This window comes from Pseudomonas sp. Root562 (assembly GCF_001427125.1).
Taxonomy (GTDB): domain Bacteria; phylum Pseudomonadota; class Gammaproteobacteria; order Pseudomonadales; family Pseudomonadaceae; genus Aquipseudomonas.
Map to the genome: position 1 here is coordinate 177,342 of NZ_LMGK01000023.1, position 16,908 is coordinate 194,249.

The window sequence follows — 16,908 nt, forward strand, 5'->3', positions numbered from 1 at the left end:
AATAACCACGCCGGCCCTCGACGATGCATCAGAGGTTCATCAGGGCTTAAAGAGAGCTCTCATCGACAATCGCTATCACATCCAGAAATCGATTCGCGCGCGCTGAACGCCTTTCAAGAAATTGGCGTGCTTCCCGTGTGATTCTTATGGCCATCAACGGCTTGATGAATTTCTTTTTCTTACGGTTGCTTTTCTGTTTTCGCACGATAGGTTTCTCGCATTGGTCGCAAGGCAGAATTTTGCTTCTACCCAAACGAGCTTTTGGAAACCGGCATTTGCGTACGCTATATCACTGAAAAGTGAAGCCGAAGCTGAGCTTTTCCAAGCACAGCTACGTTTGTGCAAACGTGAGTTCAATACACGCTTAGAAGCTGAGTCCGGTAGTGCTGTGAAAAGTTGAGTTCATACAATGCGGGCTCAGATGAGCTGAGAATCGAAATTGCGTGGTCGCTACCCACTCTTAAAAGCACTCCACTCGTTGAGTCTCCTAAGATGGCGATCTCGATACCACTGGGACTTTCAGACTGGTCTTCAATCTGATCGTCGGATTCAATTTCCGAAGCTCGCACGACGCTGAGTACAGTGTGATCATCGGGCAGATCATCGGCCAATCGCTGCGAATACTGCTGGAGTGCTGGTTCCGCGAGAACATACAGCCAAGCTTTATCATCTGCATCGCTCGAGCGCCTGAGGATTCTGCCCAACACCTGGCGATAGTGCAGCTCAGTACGTATACGGCTCAGATGACAACAAACCTGCAGCCTGGGTATATCCGTCCCCTCGCTGATCATGCCAACAGCAATAATCCAAGTGCAGCCACCATTTCGAAAATCATTGATCACCTGCTGTGCGTTTGGCGTCTTATTGGTAACGACCTGACAAACCTCGCCCCGGGCACGCATAAGATCAGCTATGCAGTGAGCGTGCTCAATGTTTGTCGCAACCACTAGCCCCCCGGCTTCGGGTTGTCGCTCGCGGATTTCGCGCAGCTTCGTACACCCCAACGACAGAATCTGCCGCAGGATATCGTCGTGAAACAGCAAATCTTCGTAGGACACGGGTGACTCGGAAAGTAGCCTAGCGATACTCGGAAACGTCGTGACGGTGCCCTCTGTGGAAAGCGTTTCAGTTAACCTCACCATGTTGTTATCCAATACGACGATACGCGGCGACCGACATACGCCGTCGGCGATTGCCTCCTGCAAGCCATATCGGTAATCACAGATCAACACCCCGTCTGGCTGAGAGTATCGAGCAAGCGCGATTGCTTTGTGGTCAGAGCGCCAGGGAGTCCCCGAGAGGGCAAGGGTGAAGGTCGCGCGATCTTGAATCCTTTGAACAATCTGCTGACCCCATGCATTGCTTAGCAGCAAGTCATGGCCAGCGCAGTGGTGGATTTCATCGAAAACTGCGAACACCCTATAGTCGTCGAATAGCCTCCAAAATGCTGCGTCTCGATATTCCATGCCTTGATACGTGCAGGCAGCACCGACGGCACCTATCAATCCATCCAGGCGCTTCCCTAGAACGGCGGAGAACGTTCTTTGGAATCCATCCATTGTCTGCCGTGATGGAGCAAAGCAGAGGATCAGATCTATCTTGTCTTGCTGCAGCAATTGCCTGGCTAGCTCCGCTGCCATTTTCGTCTTGCCGGCACCGGGAGTGGCTTGGCAAAAAAAATGAGGTTGCTGGGTGTAGTGCTGCATAGCCAACGCAATGCAGTTGTGTTGCCATAGCCTGAGAGAGGAGTTCATGCGGCAGAGATCGCCTTAAGCGTATTCTCGATTGCACGAACGTGACCAAGGAGCTTAGAGCTCCTGTCGCGGACTTCTATATATGCCCCTTCAAGACGCCCCTTCAGATGAGGAATTTCCTCAAACAACTGCTTGTACCGCTCGGTCTCGCCTAAGGATGAGAGCAGATCTAGGCGGGTCTCCTTCAACATCAATTGAAGGAGCGCCTGATCGTCTTGCCCTTCCACGGAGCTAGACACGGAGCATGGCTTTTCTCTTCCTTCATCTGCAAGAACATCCAGCGGATTAACGCACTTGGAGAAGCCCCCATCTACCAGTACGAGCTTTAGTCGTTGCGGCATCTTCAACAAACGATACACCTGCCCCCGCTTCTGACGCTGATCAGTCATTTCCGCCCAGCCAACACGGACAAGCCTACGAATCTGCTCATAAACATAAATACGCACATCGGCGAGCCGGAAGCTCGAGGGAGGAAGGAACGCCGCGTACGCATCTCGAATCTGACGAGTCGTGAATTCCCCGAAAGCATGCTGGCAAAGCAGATGATGGAGCTGCCTGTCGAATTCGAATAAATCTTGTTTCATGCAGGCACCTCAGTATCTCGCAAACAAAAATGCGGATTATAGTCCGTGGCCGATTCGTCCGCAAACCCACGATAGTCCTCCCTCATGTATGTCGAGGCGGCTATGGGGAATCTCGCGAAAGAATTGGGGAAAAAGATCAGACAAGCGAGGAAAGCCAAAGGTCTATCGCAGGACGCCTTCGCTCTGATTTGCCAGGTAGACCGGAGCTACATGGGTAGGATTGAACGTGGCGAAGTCAACCTGACCGTCCAGAAGCTCTACCAGATCGCAGAGAGTTTGGGATGCGAGCCGGTTCAACTTTTGCCGTAAATATTTGGATACAGTACCCATTCGGCCTTCCAGCCGACAAGAACTCCAATGTGATGAATTTGGCTCTAGAAATTCAACCCGCCTCGATCGAAGGTGTATACGGTGGAAATTCAACGCTCAATATTTCGGCACGCTAGGCCACACATCCTCCAAGCTAGAGAAAGCTAGCGCCGCAATCGATAGAGCATCGTCAATCGCGTCTCCACTCACATGATTTCGAGTGGCGTTCATTCTTTTTTGGACTGCCGGGTGTGTTGGGCTATCAGACCATTGATCGTGCGCCAAGACAGTAAGAGCAAACATTGCAAAGTAGATTCCCATGCTCCGTTTGCGCAGTACCAACGCCGAGTCCTGCTCCGTCATCTGCGCATAATCGGCAGCATTTTCCAGTACAAATAAAGTGGCAAAACTGTCACAGGAAAGCTCTTCCGCCCATTTATCTTCAGGAGGGGAGTCGTATGTATAGGCCGTACCCTCCCGTTGATGCATTACATGGTGCACTTCATGGAGCATCGCCCAGCCGGAGGCAAATACTGCCAGTTCGCTCGCAGCACGCAACTCGGGCTCCGACTCGGCATCAGGGAACACACCAGGCTCAGGTAATCCGAGGAGTGGCACCTCTTCGGGGTTGGGCGCATTTCGGATCGTCAGCGCCAACTCCAACAGTATTTTTAGTTTGTCGTGGTTTCTGGTCGTTCCTTGGTTAGCTGCATCAGCAGAACATTTGAATGCCTCCCATGCTGCAAAACTACTGACCCAAATAACACGCAGTGCCCGGTGATTGAATCGGACGAACCGGTAAGCTCCGCCCTCCATCACGACCTCACCTTCATCCTCCAAGAGGTTGAACTGAAGGTCACATTCAGACCAGAGGCGCTCCAAGTCGCCAGCGCGCTCCGGCGCTATTCCTAAAAACTGAGCCTTTACAGCTCGCTGAACCTCAGCATCGTTGCGCATCTATTGATTCCCTTTTTTGTGGCTAACTTCCATCGAAATTGCTAGAGCCGAATGCAGTAATTGTTTTCACTACGACTACCCGATAAGCCTCACAACGGAGGTCAGCCATGTCGCCGTAGTTTGGGGATTCAGCTGCGGCGATGAGCAGGCGGAATACCTATCTTGTATCGTCTAGAATTCATGACGTAAAGTACGCATATGCCAGTTAATGTCTAGGAAAGCAGACACTATGCGACTCCGCACGCAATCAGATCAAGTGCTCGCCGCCACAGTAGGAGCACACCTTCAAACACTGCGATTGAAGAGGAACATCAGCCTCGAGGCGGTGGCGGAGAACGCGGCGATCAGCCGCCAGACACTCCACCTTTTGCTGAATCAGGGTAAAGGTACCTTAATCAATTTGATCGCCGTTTTGCGCGCCCTCGGCGAACTAGAGCGCCTGAGCTCGCTATTGGAGGAGGTGCGGCCCAGTCCGTTACAAGTCATTCGCATGGAAGGCAAAAAGCGACGACGCGCCTCCGGTTCTCGTATTACCTCCGACAAAGCCAAGGCGGTAGTTATTCATTCTAGTAAGCACAGAAACTGCGATTGGTGATGACAAAGCCTGCTGTTCATCTTTTGAGTTTTTTGTTGATCGTGGGTAAGCCGTTAGCTCGCCTAGACTCTAGCGAGTCGACTTTTCCTTTACAGGGGATTCGACGTAATCAGGGAGGCCCGCCTACAACTTGAACGGGTAATGAAAATCATCGGTGCTAACGGCTTGATGATGAAGCTTTCGGCTTAAAAAGGCTTACTTTGGAACATCCCAGAGGCTGTAAAAACTGTGTTGACGTGTTCCAGGTCGCGACCGATGCAACACGCGGCATTGACCGTGCGGTCGCACAGCCTAGCTGCCTCACAGGCCCTCTGCAGACGCCGCACAATTCTTAGGAAAAGATCACCGGCTTGGCATCAGCAAACTTGGCGCCGTAGGGAGCTAGCTGACTGAACGTCCGCTATAGGTTTGCAGTCCTTCCCGACAGGCAGAAATCGGCCGATTCTGTTGAAAAAGTAGCTCCCCTGTCTCGCCTGCGGCAAAATTGCTTCATTGGCCGGCGGGGGATCACACTGCATGATGGGACAGTTATCGAGTGGGCAGGAGCGACTGTTTTACTCGTTCAACCTTGAAGATCACATCCCCGCCAATCACCTTCTGCGCAGCATTGATCGGTGTCTCGATCTGAGCGATTTGCGCCATCACCTCGCCGACTTCTACAGCCCGATTGGGCGCCCGTCGATTGATCCTGAATTGATGATCCGCATGTTGATCGTGGGCTATTGCTACGGCATTCGCTCAGAGCGGCGGTTGTGCGAAGAGGCCCATTTGAACTTGGCGTATCGCTGGTTCTGCCGATTGAGCCTTGAAGATGAAGTCCCCAATCACTCGACCTTTTCCAAAAACCGACACGGCCGCTTTCGGGACAGCGATCTGTTTCGCTGGCTGTTCAATGAAGTGCTGCGTCGTTGCATGGACGCCGGCCTGGTCAAGGGCGAAGGCTTTGCCGTGGACGCCAGCATCATCAAAGCGGATGCCAGCCGGCAGCGCGGTGTACCGGGTGATGAACCGGTCAACTGGAGCGATCCGGCCCTGAGCACCCGCGCCGTGCGTGAGTATCTTGAGGCACTCGATGAAGAGGCTCTGGCCGAAACGCTACCGAAGCGTCTATCGCTGACTGATCCTCAAGCTCGCTGGACCGCAGCTCCAGGTGGCCCAGCGTTCTACGCTTACTCCACGAATTATCTGATCGATACCGAGCACGGCGTGATCATGGATGTGGAACCCACACCGGCTCATCGAACCGCAGAAGTCGAGAGCACCAAGACGATGATCGATCGGGTCGAAGCGCAGTTCGACATCAAGCCGGAACGCCTCATTGGCGACACTGCTTACGGCACCGCGCCGATGCTGGCCTGGATGGTGGAGGAAAAAGACATCGAGCCGCATGTGCCGGTGTGGGACAAAACCGAACGCAAGAACGACAGTTTTTCGAGCAACGATTTCCGCTGGAATGAAGAGACTGAGGAATACTGCTGCCCGGCTGGCAATGCATTACGTAGCGAATGGCGAGCCTTCAAGAACGAGCGTTCGCACGTCACCAAAGCCAACACCATCATCTTCCGATCTAGACAGACTGACTGCGCGACGTGTCCGATGAAAGCCAAGTGCTGCCCGAACACGTCGTTTCGCAAGATCGCTCGCAGCGTTCATGAAGCCGCTCGTGATGTCGCTCGACGCATCGCGGCGACGCCGGAGTACGTGCGCTCTCGCCACGAACGTAAGAAGGTCGAAATGTTGTTTGCCCACCTCAAGCGCATCCTGAAAATGGATCGCTTGCGACTACGGGGCATGAGTGGCGCGACCGATGAGTTCACGCTGGCGGCTGCGGTACAGAACCTGCGTCGACTGGCCAAACTTACATCTCAAGGGCCGCCTGCCCCGGGATAGGTGCGCCTGCACTAAGCCAAAAACCTCAAATTAACCCAATAACAAAGCAACAATGGTCAACGAAGGGCCGAGAAACCACTCAATGTGGTGAGTAGGTTCTCTGGTGGTGGCCGTGCCTGAGTTCAGGTGATCTGAAAATCCGACTTTTCCAACAGAATCGGCCAATAGCAGACGTTCGACTTCGTCCGCTTTCGACCTTTACCTGCAAAGCATGGCTTGGAGGTTTCCTTTCCCTGCAGTCCATTAGCCTTTGACTGGTCAGCTGACTTGCTAATTGTTACCACGATACACTCGCCAATGCGTCAGGCTGGTGGTCAGTGCTACCAGTAACAGCGCGGCGAGATAAACCCAGCTGGTGTCTAGCAGGCCGAAAACTCCGACTCCGAATCCGGCCATGACAGGAGGGAGGCTCAACGACAAATAACAGGCCACAAAAATCGCCGCGAAGAGCTCTGCTCGCTCATGTTCTTCGGCGAGTGGCGCCAGCGTTTGCAGAACCGCCGAGAATCCCGCTCCAGATCCCACTCCCGCAATTAGCGTGCCGATGAAAAATACTACGACCCCTCCTCCCAACAGAGACATGATCAGGACACTCAGCCCAACGACCATGGCTATAGCGCCCACTGCAGCGCAAAGAGAGAGCGTGAGGAAACGGCCCAAAACTGCTGCTGCAATGGCTGCGGGACCGCACAACGCAGCCACTGTCAGACCGTTGAGTCCGGCGCTGTTCACGTTGAATATTCCATAAAGAATCGAGGGCGCCAGTGACATGTACAGGCCGCACAGCGCCCAGATGGCTAGCAACAGCGGTATGCTTCGAACGTAAGCAGTCTGGGCCCTGGCATTCACCGAAATACGAGGCTTCAACGATCCCAAAGCACCGGCACGCCGAGTCGCCGTTTCCGGGACCGTCGCAACACCCACCGCCGCAATCGAGAAAATGAACGCCAGCACCGCGAATACCATCACCTCCGGTCGCCCGATCCAGTACATAGACAATCCTGTGATTAACGATCCTGTGGCCAATCCTGCTAACGGAGCGATGCTGCTGAACAGTACCCCTGCCTTCTTGTGGCCGACAGGTGCTGCCTCGACCACAGCCGCAGACAATGCACCACTGGCAATTCCCGTCGCCAACCCTTGGAAACAACGCGCCACAATAAGTTGATTTATATCACCGGCATACACGAAAAGAATCATCGCCAGGGTCTGCAAACCAAGCGCGCCGATAACCACCGAACGTCGACCGATATGGTCCGACAACGACCCGGCGCTGAGTAGAGCGACCAACAGCGCGATGGCGTACACCGAGAACGCAACGGTCAGCATCCCGGAGGAGAATCCCCAATCACGCTGAAACACCACGAACAGAGGCGAAGGTGTGCTCGCAGCAAAGAAGAATGCGAACAGCACCATGGCCAATAACGGGAAGGCGAAAGCATCTGCCCGGCGAGCTGTCTCTCCTGTTGGGGAATTACCTCTATCCGACATGCCAATCTCCTGATGCCTCATTGCCCGGCAAAGACCTGAATAATGCGTTGGGCGATGTCGCGATGCTCTTCCTCCAGCGCAAAATGCCCGGTGTTGTAATGGTGGATCTGAGCCCCGGGTACGAACTCCTTGATGGCATCGGCACCTCGCGGCGTAAAAATCGGGTCGCCATCTCCCCAGACCACCAACGTGGTGGGTTGAGCCTTTCGCAAGTAAGCTTGCCATTGCGGGTACAACGCGAGGTTTGATCCGATATCGAGCTGCAGATCCGTCATGGCTCGCCGTTTCTCAGGATCGCTGAGCGCAAAGGCATCGTTTGCCCACGCGTCAGGATTAAGGTCATCGGGATTGCGAGCACCGTGCTGATAAAGAAACAGGTCAGTCGCCAGAACAACCCGCGCCTGGGCGGCTGAACGTTTCTCAGGCGTTTGCGGACCAACGTTTGCCTGAATCGCTTTCAACCTCGCGGGCTCCCATCCATCCAGCGTAATCGGCGTGTTCTGGATGACCAGTCCCCGCACCCACCGTGGATTACGTGTCGCCAGACGCATTCCGACAGGGCCGCCAAAGTCCTGCATGAAGATCACCGCGCTTTTAATTCCTAACTCCCGAACCAACTCTTCCATCGATTGACCTAACGCGTCGAAGGTAAGCGGCTTCAAGGGTGCTGCGTTGGGGACGGCGCTGTTTCCCATACCGAGGTAATCAGGGGCCAGCACGTGAAAATACGGTGCTAGCTCAGGGATCAGGTCGCGAAACATGTGCGAAGACGACGGAAAACCATGAAGCAGCAGAATGGTTGGTTTATGAGGATCGCCGGCCTCCCGATAAAACAGATTGTTGCCAGCGACCGTGATGAACCGGTAGTGAATATCGGCTGCCGTCGCATGGCCGCCCCACGCGAGCATCAGTCCGAGCGTCAAACATCTTGCACTTGCAGTGAAGCCGTGACGGCGCATAGCGCGCTCCTCTCGTGATGGACATATTTACTGATGAGCATGTGGCCGCCTGATGACCACCACAGAAGCTCCAGCGTCCCTAGTTCGCAAGAAAATTCAGGGGAATCGGTGATCCACTCTTAGAGGTTCGGATCCAGCACAATGACGCCTTGCACTTCCCTTCGCTCCAATAAGGCGTGCGCCAGCCCCGTTTCGCTCAGGGGTAACGTCGCGCCGATGACTGGTTTGATCACTCCGCCTGAAACGCCATCAGCGAGGAATTGCAAAGCCTCGCGAATTAACGTTGGGCGCTGGAAGAACGTCGGCAGGTACACGCCGGTCAAGGTTTGCGCTTTGGCCATCAACCGACGAGGCGCCAATGCCTCGCCCGGCCCCCTTGTGGAGCCCACCACCACACAACGCCCCAGCATTGCGAGACACTCAAAGTTCTGATCGAACACTTCGCCGCCGATGGTTTCGAGAATCACATCAACTCCACGCCCCTCGGTCAGTTCAAGCACCCGCTCCGGCCACTGGGGAGTGTCGTAGCTAATGGCATAGTCGGCCCCGAGGCTGCGTACAAATGCGCGTCGACTTTCAGTGCTGGCCGTACCGAAAACTGTCTGTGCGCCCATGGCTTTAGCGATCTGCACAGCCAGACTGCCAACCCCCCCGGCGGCACCTTGAATCAAAACGCTTTCACCTGACTGTAAATGCGCGCATGTGCGTAGAGCGAGGAACGCAGTCACTCCCTGACAAGGTAAACCCGCCATGGCGACGTCGTTCGCCGACTCATCCAGCATTACCAGCATGTCAGCACGGGCAATAGCCTGTTGTGCGTATGCGCCTTTAGACATCAAGGCCATGACCTTGCGCCCGACAACGGCAGGGTCAACGCCCGCCCCTGTTTCCGAAACGCGTCCGACCACCTGAAGTCCGGCTACATGCGGCAGCGTGACACCACCAACGCGTGTTTCGGGCCGGTTATACATGCCCAACCGTTCACGAATATCTGGAAAATTCACCCCGATCGCAGAGGTGTCTATCAATACCTCTCCGGGCCCCGGTATGGGCGTTGGCAAGTCGACGTACTCGAGTACTTCGGGGCCGCCGAAGCTACGGAACTGAATCGCTTTCATAATCTGAGATCCTGGATTCTTCGCTCGTCAGATCTGTAGACGCAGGCCTGACTTGGAGCCTAATCGGTGGTGCGGCATGTGCTGTCGAGCAAATCGTCAGTGCATTGTTTCGATTACTTCACCCCATTGAGAAACAGCGTGGCGTGTTTCAAAAACAGATCCGGGTATTGATAGATCGCGCCATGGTTTGAATCCGGGTAGATCACCAGCTGGGCGTTGGGCAAAGTCTGCTGCAGGGTCACGTCATTGGCCGTGTAGAAGACAATGTCCTGGCTGCCGGCGACTACCATCGTCGGTTGCTTGATGCCTTTCAGGTAGTCGTTGGCGTTGTCGGCCGGCGCTCCCCAGCCAGCGATGGCGGCTGCTTGCGCTGGTGCGGTCTTGCTATCGACGTCGACATCGCGATTGACCTTGCGTGCACGCAGACGGGTAAGAAACTCACGTCCGGCGGCCTGGCTTTCTGCGGTTTGGGTGAAAAACACGTCCAACAGCAGCTCATCCGGTATGTCGCGCTTTTTCGCCAGGTAGCCTTGGAACTCCGGCGTCAGCGAAGCCATGCCTACGCCACCACGAGGTGAGGAGCCGACCAGAATCAGACGACGTACCAGTTCCGGATGATCAAGCGTCACTTGCTGGGCGATCAGACTACCCATGGAAAAGCCAAGTAAATCAGCCTTGTTTACACCCAGCCGCTGGAGCAGCCCGGTGGCGTATTTGGCCATGCCCTGGATATTATTCGGCACTTCACCGCTTGAGCTGGCGACGCCGGCATTGTCGAAAAGTATGACTTCGCGATCACGGGCAAAACCGTCGATGACTTTCGGGTCCCAACTGTCGAGGTTGCCGACGAAATGCTGGAGAAACACCAGCGGTACGCCACCGGCTTTGCCAAATCGGCGGTAAGCCAGGCGGGCACCATCCACTTCGACGAATCGGGTCGGCGCGGTTTGATGGGTGTAGCTGGAAGTCACTTTGGGCTCTGCCGGGGTGGCGCTGGCATGAACCGCCAGTGTCGAGCAGGTAGTCGCCAGCGCGACGAGGGCGAAGGTACGGCGCAACGCCCACCGGGTGTTGAATACGGTCATAGAGATGTACCTGATAAAGACGGTGGGTGTAAGGTCCGCCCCGGACGGGTTGGCGACGGGGCGGAGCAGGATCAAGCGGGACTTTTCACGCTCGGGCGTTGCTGCACCTTGGTTTGCCAGGCAAGGAGCGCGGTGCACTCTTCGGGAATGGCGATAGAAGCGAACCCGGCGAACACAAGCCCCGCAAGTACGGTGATGTCGGCCATGGAAAATTGCTCCCCGGCGATATAGGGCTGGCTGCGTAGGACCTGATCGAAGTAGTGCATTCCAGCGACCGCTTTGTCGCGTTGACGGTTGCCCCAATCGAAACGGCCTTCCCATTCAGGACTCTTGTATGGCTGCAGAGCGGCACCGAGCCCCGGCGTGGCGTGGTGGAAGTAAAACCCGACCGGATCCGCTAGTTCGGACTCCGCGCGCTTTTGCATCATGTGGATGATGGCCTTTTCCTTCGGCGTCTTGCCGGTGAGAATCGGGTTGCCGTCCAGATTGTCCAGATACTCGGTGATTGCGGTACATTCAGAAATGTTGGTCCCGTCATCCAGTTGCAGAACTGGGACGGTACCCAGCGGGTTGATCGCTAGGAATGCGGGTTGCTTGTGTTCCGCTGCGGGCAGGTCGATCTTGATAAACTCTATTTGCGAGCCCAGGCCTTTTTCGGCCAGAACAATACGAATGCGCAGCGGGTTAGGAAAACCAGGAATATCAAAAATCTTCATACGAGCTCCATAACTATCTATCTACCTATCGATAGGTATAAGCTACGGCAAGAACATTTCCACTGTCAACGTCTATCTATCGATAGAAAGGTAAAGTTGTGACGACGGATACGCGAGAAACGATCATGGCGGTTGCCCGAAAAATGGTGCAGACCCGAGGCTACAACGGCTTGAGCTTTCGTGAACTGGCCAAAGAGGTCGGCATCAAGAGCGCGAGCATTCACTACCACTTCCCTACCAAGGGTGACTTGGGTGCGGCTTTGGCCAAACGTTACACCGAGGATGGTCTTCAGTACCTTGAAGGTTTACGAGGCCATTCCGAAGATTTGAATGTTTGGATGAAGGGTTACACCGACGTATTTCGCATGGCACTGGTCAACGACAATCGCATGTGCCTGTGCGGGATCATGTCCGCCGAATACGATGACTTACCTCCAGAGGTGAGGACAGAGGTTGACGGCTTCACCGAACTGAATGTGCGCTGGCTGACGGAAGTGTTGTCTGTTTGCCGGCCACAGTTGAGCCTCGAGGAACGACAGCAGCAGGCGCTGGCGATCTATGCGGCGGTGGAGGGCGCTCAGTTGATCGCTCGGGGGCGTGATGACATCAGCGTTTATGACAAGACAATCGAGACGTATCGCTCGGCAGGCCTATTACCTTAAGGTGCCGCAGTTCTCGACACACCTTAACTGTGGAGTCCAGACCAGCAGCGATGGGCGAGCAATCGCTGCTGGAACCACAATGACGAACGATCAGATGAGGCAAACGCTGCACCCTCTCTGAACCGCTTCTGATCTAGCGCCAGAGATTTCGCCAAGGGGTTTCGATCGGTCTATCAATAAATGCTCGCGACCCTGCCATCACCGCTGTCCCAACCTCCCCCCAACGCTTTGTAAATCGCGACTATTCCCCGGTACTCATCAATTTCACCCAGTGCTTGAGCGTTCTCGGCGTTCAGCCGTTCACGCTGTGCATCCAGCAGCACCAGATAATCCACCGTGCCTTCCTTGTACTGGATAGCCGCCAGGTCTGCCGCCGCACGGCTCGACTCACTCTGCTTGATCAACGACAGCAACCGCTGCTGGCGTTTTCCGTAATCGCTGAAGGCGTTTTCCGACTCTTCCAGCGCCAGCAGTACTTGTTGTTCATAAGTGGCCAAGGCGCCTTCGGCATTGGCGTCGACACCCCGAAGGCGCGCCCGTACGCTGCCCAGGTCAAAGGCCGCCCAGGTAATGCTCGGTCCCAAGCCCCAGGCTCTGGCCGCGCTGGAGCCAATCTGCGAACCACGGCCGGCGGTGAAACCGAGGAATCCGCTCAAGCTCACCCTTGGAAACAGGTCTGCGGTGGCCACGCCAATATCTGCCGTAGCGGAAGCCAGCCTGCGCTCGGCGGCTAGCACATCGGGACGCCGGCGCAACAACTCGGAGGGATCACCGATCGGCAGTGCTTTGGCGATAGCGGGCAACTCGGCGGGGTTCAACGACACGCTCAATGTATCCGGGCGCTCACCCAAGAGTGTTGCGATGCGGTTTTTCTGCCGTACCTGCTCCGCTTGCAGTTGCGGAACAGTCGCTTCGACAGCCGCCAAACGTGCGTCGGCACGCACCACGTCGAGCTCGTTGCCCACGCCCGCGTCGCGCAGGCTGACCGTCACGTTGCGCGAGTCTTGCTGATTCTTCAAATTCGCTAAGGCAATTTCTTCCCGCAGCTGCGCGCCGCGTAATTGGCCGTAGGCATCCACCAGCTCGGCAATCATCGTGACGCGAAGCTGATACAAGTCTGCCGCCGCAGCATCTTCCTGAGCGTTACTGGATTCAAGTTGGCGCTGGATCCGGCCGAAGAGATCTACTTCCCACGCCATGTCTAGGCCCAGATCGTAACGCTCGATATTAACTCGTCTGTCGGTCTGGCCCGGCACTTGCGACTTGCCCTGCTGACTGCTGACGCGGCTAGTGACGACCGGCAAATTGTCGTTGCTGATGTCGTCACGAATCGCACGGGCCGCTTTCCAGCGGGCAAACGCGACGCGCAAGTCGCGGTTGCCTTCCAGAGATTTACTCACCAACTGGTTCAGCGTGGGGTCATCAAACTGCTGCCACCACACCGTTTCAAAACGCGATTGATCATAGTGGCCGGCTTGCGCCGACTCTATGTTGGCAGGCGCGGTGTCGGGCGTTTTGTAGTCGGGGCCCACCGTGCAGGCGGCGAGCGCGACGACCAGAAGGCTGGGTAAAAAAAGCTTCAGGGTGTTCATGAATGTGCCTCCTGATTGAGTGCGTTTGCCTGATCGGCCTTGGTGACGCTGCGCGCATTTTTGCGCTCGATGTAGCGACGGATCAGAACGAAGAACACGGGCGTCAGCAGCAACCCGAAGAAGGTCACACCGAGCATTCCGGAGAACACCGCGACACCCATCGCACGACGCATCTCCGAGCCGGCACCAGTGGATGTCACCAATGGAATCACACCCATGATGAAGGCGAAGGACGTCATCAGAATCGGCCGCAGACGCATGCGGCAGGCTTCCAGCACCGCCTCCAACGGCGACATGCCCTGGTCTTGTTTGTCCTTGGCGAACTCGACGATCAGAATCGCGTTCTTGCAGGCCAGGCCGACCAGCACGATCAAGCCGATCTGGGTGAAGATGTTGTTGTCGCCCTTGGAAATGATCACTCCGGCAATCGCCGACAGCAGGGTCATCGGCACGATCAGAATCACTGCCAATGGCAGGCTCCAGCTTTCATACAGCGCAGCCAAAACCAGGAACGCCAACAGCACGCAAAGCGGGAACACAAGCAAAGCCGTGTTGCCCGACAAGATCTGCTGGTAGGTCAGGTCAGTCCACTCGTACGTCATGCCGTTGGGCAATTCTGCCTTCAGCAGTTTTTCAATGGCGGCCTGTGCCTGGCCGGAGCTGTAGCCGGGTGCTGCACTGCCGTTGATTTCTGCGGTGAGAAAACCGTTGTAGTGCGAGACCCGGTCAGGGCCTGATGTCGGGCTGACCTTGACGAACGTGGCTAGCGGGATCATCTCGCCGCGATCATTGCGCACCTTCAACTGGCCGATCTGTTGCGGTTCCTGGCGGAACTGTTGCTCGGCTTGTACGTTGACCTGATAAGTCCGGCCGAAACGGTTGAAGTCATTGGCGTACAGCGAGCCCAGGTAGACCTGCAAGGTGTCGAAGATGTCGTTGATCTTCACGCCGTGGGTCTTGGCTTTCTCCCGATCGATCGCCGCTTCGACCTGCGGCACGTTGACGGTGTAGCTGGTGAACAGGTTGGCCAGCTCTGGAACAATGCGGCTCTTGCCGATGATGTTCATGGTCTCTTTGTATAGCTCGTCATACCCGAGGTTGCCACGGTCTTCGATCTGCAAACGGAAGCCGCCGATGGTACCGAGGCCCTGCACCGGTGGTGGCGGGAAGACGGCGATATAGGCGTCCTGAATTCCACCGAACTTGGCGTTGAGCGAGGCGGAAATCGCCCCGGCGGACAGCCCCGAGTCCTTGCGCTCATCGAAGGGACGCAAGCCGATAAAGGCGATGCCGGCGTTCGGGCTGTTGGTAAATCCGTTGATCGACAGGCCCGGAAAAGCCACGGCGCTGTCGAAACCCGGCTCGTTCATGGCGATGGTGCTCATGCGTCGGATCACCGATTCCGTGCGATCGAGACTCGCGGCATCCGGCAGTTGCGCGAAGGTCACCAGGTACTTTTTGTCCTGGGTCGGCACAAAGCCGGTCGGCGTGGTGCTGAAACCCATGTAGGTCATGGCGATCAGGCCAGCGTAGATCAACAAAGCGACACTACTGCCGCGCACGATTTTCGCCACCGCAACCACATAACCATGGCTGGCCTTTTCGAAGAAGCGGTTGAATGGCTTGAACACCCAGCTACCGAGCAAGCGGTCGAGCACTTTGGAAAAGCGGTCTTTCGGCGCGCCATGGGCCTTGAGCAATACCGCGGCCAACGCCGGTGACAAGGTCAGCGAGTTGAACGCCGAGATCACCGTGGAAATGGCAATGGTCAACGCGAACTGTTTATAAAACTGCCCCGTCAGGCCCGAGATGAAAGCCGCTGGCACGAACACCGCGCACAGCACCAGCGCCGTGGCGATGATCGGTCCGGTCACTTCGCCCATGGCTTTCTTGGTCGCCTCGACCGGTTCCAGCCCGGACTCGATGTTTCGTTCGACGTTCTCCACCACCACAATTGCATCGTCGACCACGATGCCGATGGCCAACACCAAACCGAACAACGACAGCGCATTGAGCGAGAAGCCGAGCAAGTGCATCACGGCAAACGTACCGATCAGCGACACCGGCACGGCCACCAGCGGAATGATCGAGGCGCGCCAGGTTTGCAGGAACAGAATCACCACCAGCACCACGAGGATCAGTGCTTCGAACAGCGTGTGCACCACCGCTTCAATCGAACTGCGGACGAAGATGGTCGGGTCGTAGACGATCTCGAAATCCATGCCTTCCGGGAAGTTTTTCTTCAGCTCGGCCATCTTCGCTCGCACCTGGTCGGAGATGTCGATGGCGTTGGAACCCGGACGCTGGAAGATCGGCATCGCCACCGCTTCCTGGTTATTGAGCAAGGCGCGCAAGGCGTATTGATTGGAACCCAGTTCGATCCGGGCAATGTCCTTCAGGCGCGTGATTTCGCCTTTCGGGCCGCTTCGGATGATCACGTTTTCAAACTCTTCTTCGCTGACCAATCGCCCCTGCGAGTTGATCGACATCTGAAAGCTCGTGGCATTCGGCGCAGGAGGCGAACCCAGTTGCCCGGCAGCGACCTGACGGTTCTGTTCGCGCACCGCATTGACCACATCGATGGCGGTCAGATTGCGTGACGCGGTTTTATCCGGATCAAGCCAGATACGCAGCGAGTAATCGCCCATGCCGAACAGCTGAACATCACCGATACCGTTCAAACGCGCCAGCTCATCCTTGACGTTAAGGATCGCGTAGTTGGACAGGTAAAGCATGTCGTAACGCTTGTCCGGCGACACTAGATGCACGAGTAATGTCAGCTCGGGTGAAGCTTTGTCGACGGTGATACCGATGCGTGTCACTTCCTCGGGCAGCTTCGGTTCGGTGCGGGTCACACGGTTCTGCACCTGCACCTGGGCGTTGTCCAGGTCGGTGCCCAAGGCGAATGTCACGGTGAGGGTGAGCCGGCCGTCAGCTGTGGATTGCGAGGACATATACAGCATGTTCTCGACGCCGGTGATGGCTTGCTCAAGTGGCGCGGCAACCGTTTCGCCAATGACCTTGGGGTTGGCGCCTGGGTAGTTGGCGTGGACCACCACGGTTGGTGGCACCACTTCCGGGTATTCGCTGATCGGCAACTGGAACAGCGAGATGGCGCCGGCGATCAGGATCAGCAGCGACAGCACGGCGGCGAAAATTGGCCGCGTGATGAAGAACTGGGAGAACTTCATGTCAG

At 56.1% G+C, this 16,908-nt stretch carries 14 protein-coding genes; 4 read left to right on the top strand and 10 right to left on the bottom strand.

Going from position 1 to position 16,908, the window contains the following annotated elements:
• Positions 1–353: 353 nt before the first annotated feature.
• Together ASD60_RS20370 and ASD60_RS20375 are read right to left on the bottom strand one after the other, a co-directional pair.
• Positions 354–1,754, bottom strand: a complete 1,401-nt coding sequence (locus ASD60_RS20370; RefSeq protein WP_056855741.1) for a DEAD/DEAH box helicase — start codon at positions 1,752–1,754, stop codon at positions 354–356.
• Complete coding sequence (locus ASD60_RS20375; RefSeq protein ID WP_056855742.1) at positions 1,751–2,338, bottom strand: hypothetical protein; 588 nt, start codon at positions 2,336–2,338, stop codon at positions 1,751–1,753. The genes ASD60_RS20370 and ASD60_RS20375 overlap by 4 nt, the downstream gene beginning before the upstream one ends.
• Before the next feature lie 102 nt (positions 2,339–2,440).
• On the opposite strand from ASD60_RS20375, the gene ASD60_RS20380 reads away from it, so the two are divergent.
• Positions 2,441–2,647, top strand: a complete 207-nt coding sequence (locus ASD60_RS20380) for a helix-turn-helix domain-containing protein (protein ID WP_056855897.1) — start codon at positions 2,441–2,443, stop codon at positions 2,645–2,647.
• A gap of 117 nt (positions 2,648–2,764) precedes the next feature.
• Here the strand turns inward: ASD60_RS20380 and ASD60_RS20385 are convergent, their stop codons facing one another.
• Positions 2,765–3,604: a phage exclusion protein Lit family protein gene (locus ASD60_RS20385; RefSeq protein ID WP_056855743.1), complete on the bottom strand. Its 840-nt coding sequence runs from the start codon at positions 3,602–3,604 to the stop codon at positions 2,765–2,767.
• 229 nt (positions 3,605–3,833) lie between these two features.
• Between ASD60_RS20385 and ASD60_RS20390 the strand changes: the two genes are divergently transcribed.
• Together ASD60_RS20390 and ASD60_RS20395 are read left to right on the top strand one after the other, a co-directional pair.
• On the top strand, positions 3,834–4,199 hold the full coding sequence (locus ASD60_RS20390; protein WP_056855744.1) for a helix-turn-helix domain-containing protein: 366 nt from the start codon (positions 3,834–3,836) through the stop codon (positions 4,197–4,199).
• Positions 4,200–4,715: 516 nt separating this feature from the next.
• The gene (locus ASD60_RS20395) at positions 4,716–6,089 is read left to right on the top strand and encodes an IS1182 family transposase (RefSeq protein WP_056855745.1); all 1,374 of its coding nucleotides are present in this window, start codon (positions 4,716–4,718) and stop codon (positions 6,087–6,089) included.
• A gap of 270 nt (positions 6,090–6,359) precedes the next feature.
• On the opposite strand, the gene ASD60_RS20400 is transcribed toward ASD60_RS20395, so the two are convergent.
• From ASD60_RS20400 to ASD60_RS20420, 5 genes are all read right to left on the bottom strand, one after another.
• Positions 6,360–7,580 carry an MFS transporter gene (locus ASD60_RS20400; protein ID WP_056855746.1) on the bottom strand — a complete coding sequence of 407 codons (1,221 nt, stop codon included), beginning with the start codon at positions 7,578–7,580 and terminating at the stop codon, positions 6,360–6,362.
• 17 nt (positions 7,581–7,597) lie between these two features.
• A complete protein-coding gene (locus tag ASD60_RS20405; RefSeq protein WP_056855747.1) occupies positions 7,598–8,539 on the bottom strand; it encodes an alpha/beta fold hydrolase in 942 nt (313 codons plus the stop codon).
• Positions 8,540–8,658: 119 nt separating this feature from the next.
• Entirely contained in the window at positions 8,659–9,657 is a 999-nt protein-coding gene (locus ASD60_RS20410; RefSeq protein ID WP_056855748.1) for a quinone oxidoreductase family protein, read from the bottom strand.
• A gap of 113 nt (positions 9,658–9,770) precedes the next feature.
• On the bottom strand, positions 9,771–10,742 hold the full coding sequence (locus ASD60_RS20415) for an alpha/beta fold hydrolase (RefSeq protein ID WP_082557629.1): 972 nt from the start codon (positions 10,740–10,742) through the stop codon (positions 9,771–9,773).
• Between the two features lie 71 nt (positions 10,743–10,813).
• The gene (locus ASD60_RS20420) at positions 10,814–11,458 is read right to left on the bottom strand and encodes a glutathione S-transferase (RefSeq protein ID WP_017846004.1); all 645 of its coding nucleotides are present in this window, start codon (positions 11,456–11,458) and stop codon (positions 10,814–10,816) included.
• 125 nt (positions 11,459–11,583) lie between these two features.
• On the opposite strand from ASD60_RS20420, the gene ASD60_RS20425 reads away from it, so the two are divergent.
• Complete coding sequence (locus tag ASD60_RS20425) at positions 11,584–12,120, top strand: TetR/AcrR family transcriptional regulator (RefSeq protein WP_050558743.1); 537 nt, start codon at positions 11,584–11,586, stop codon at positions 12,118–12,120.
• Between the two features lie 173 nt (positions 12,121–12,293).
• Here ASD60_RS20425 and ASD60_RS20430 read toward each other — a convergent pair whose 3' ends face one another.
• Both ASD60_RS20430 and ASD60_RS20435 read right to left on the bottom strand, forming a co-directional pair.
• A complete protein-coding gene (locus ASD60_RS20430; RefSeq protein ID WP_056855749.1) occupies positions 12,294–13,712 on the bottom strand; it encodes an efflux transporter outer membrane subunit in 1,419 nt (472 codons plus the stop codon).
• Positions 13,709–16,903, bottom strand: a complete 3,195-nt coding sequence (locus ASD60_RS20435; RefSeq protein ID WP_056855750.1) for an efflux RND transporter permease subunit — start codon at positions 16,901–16,903, stop codon at positions 13,709–13,711. The genes ASD60_RS20430 and ASD60_RS20435 overlap by 4 nt, the downstream gene beginning before the upstream one ends.
• Between the last annotated feature and the right edge of the window lie 5 nt (positions 16,904–16,908).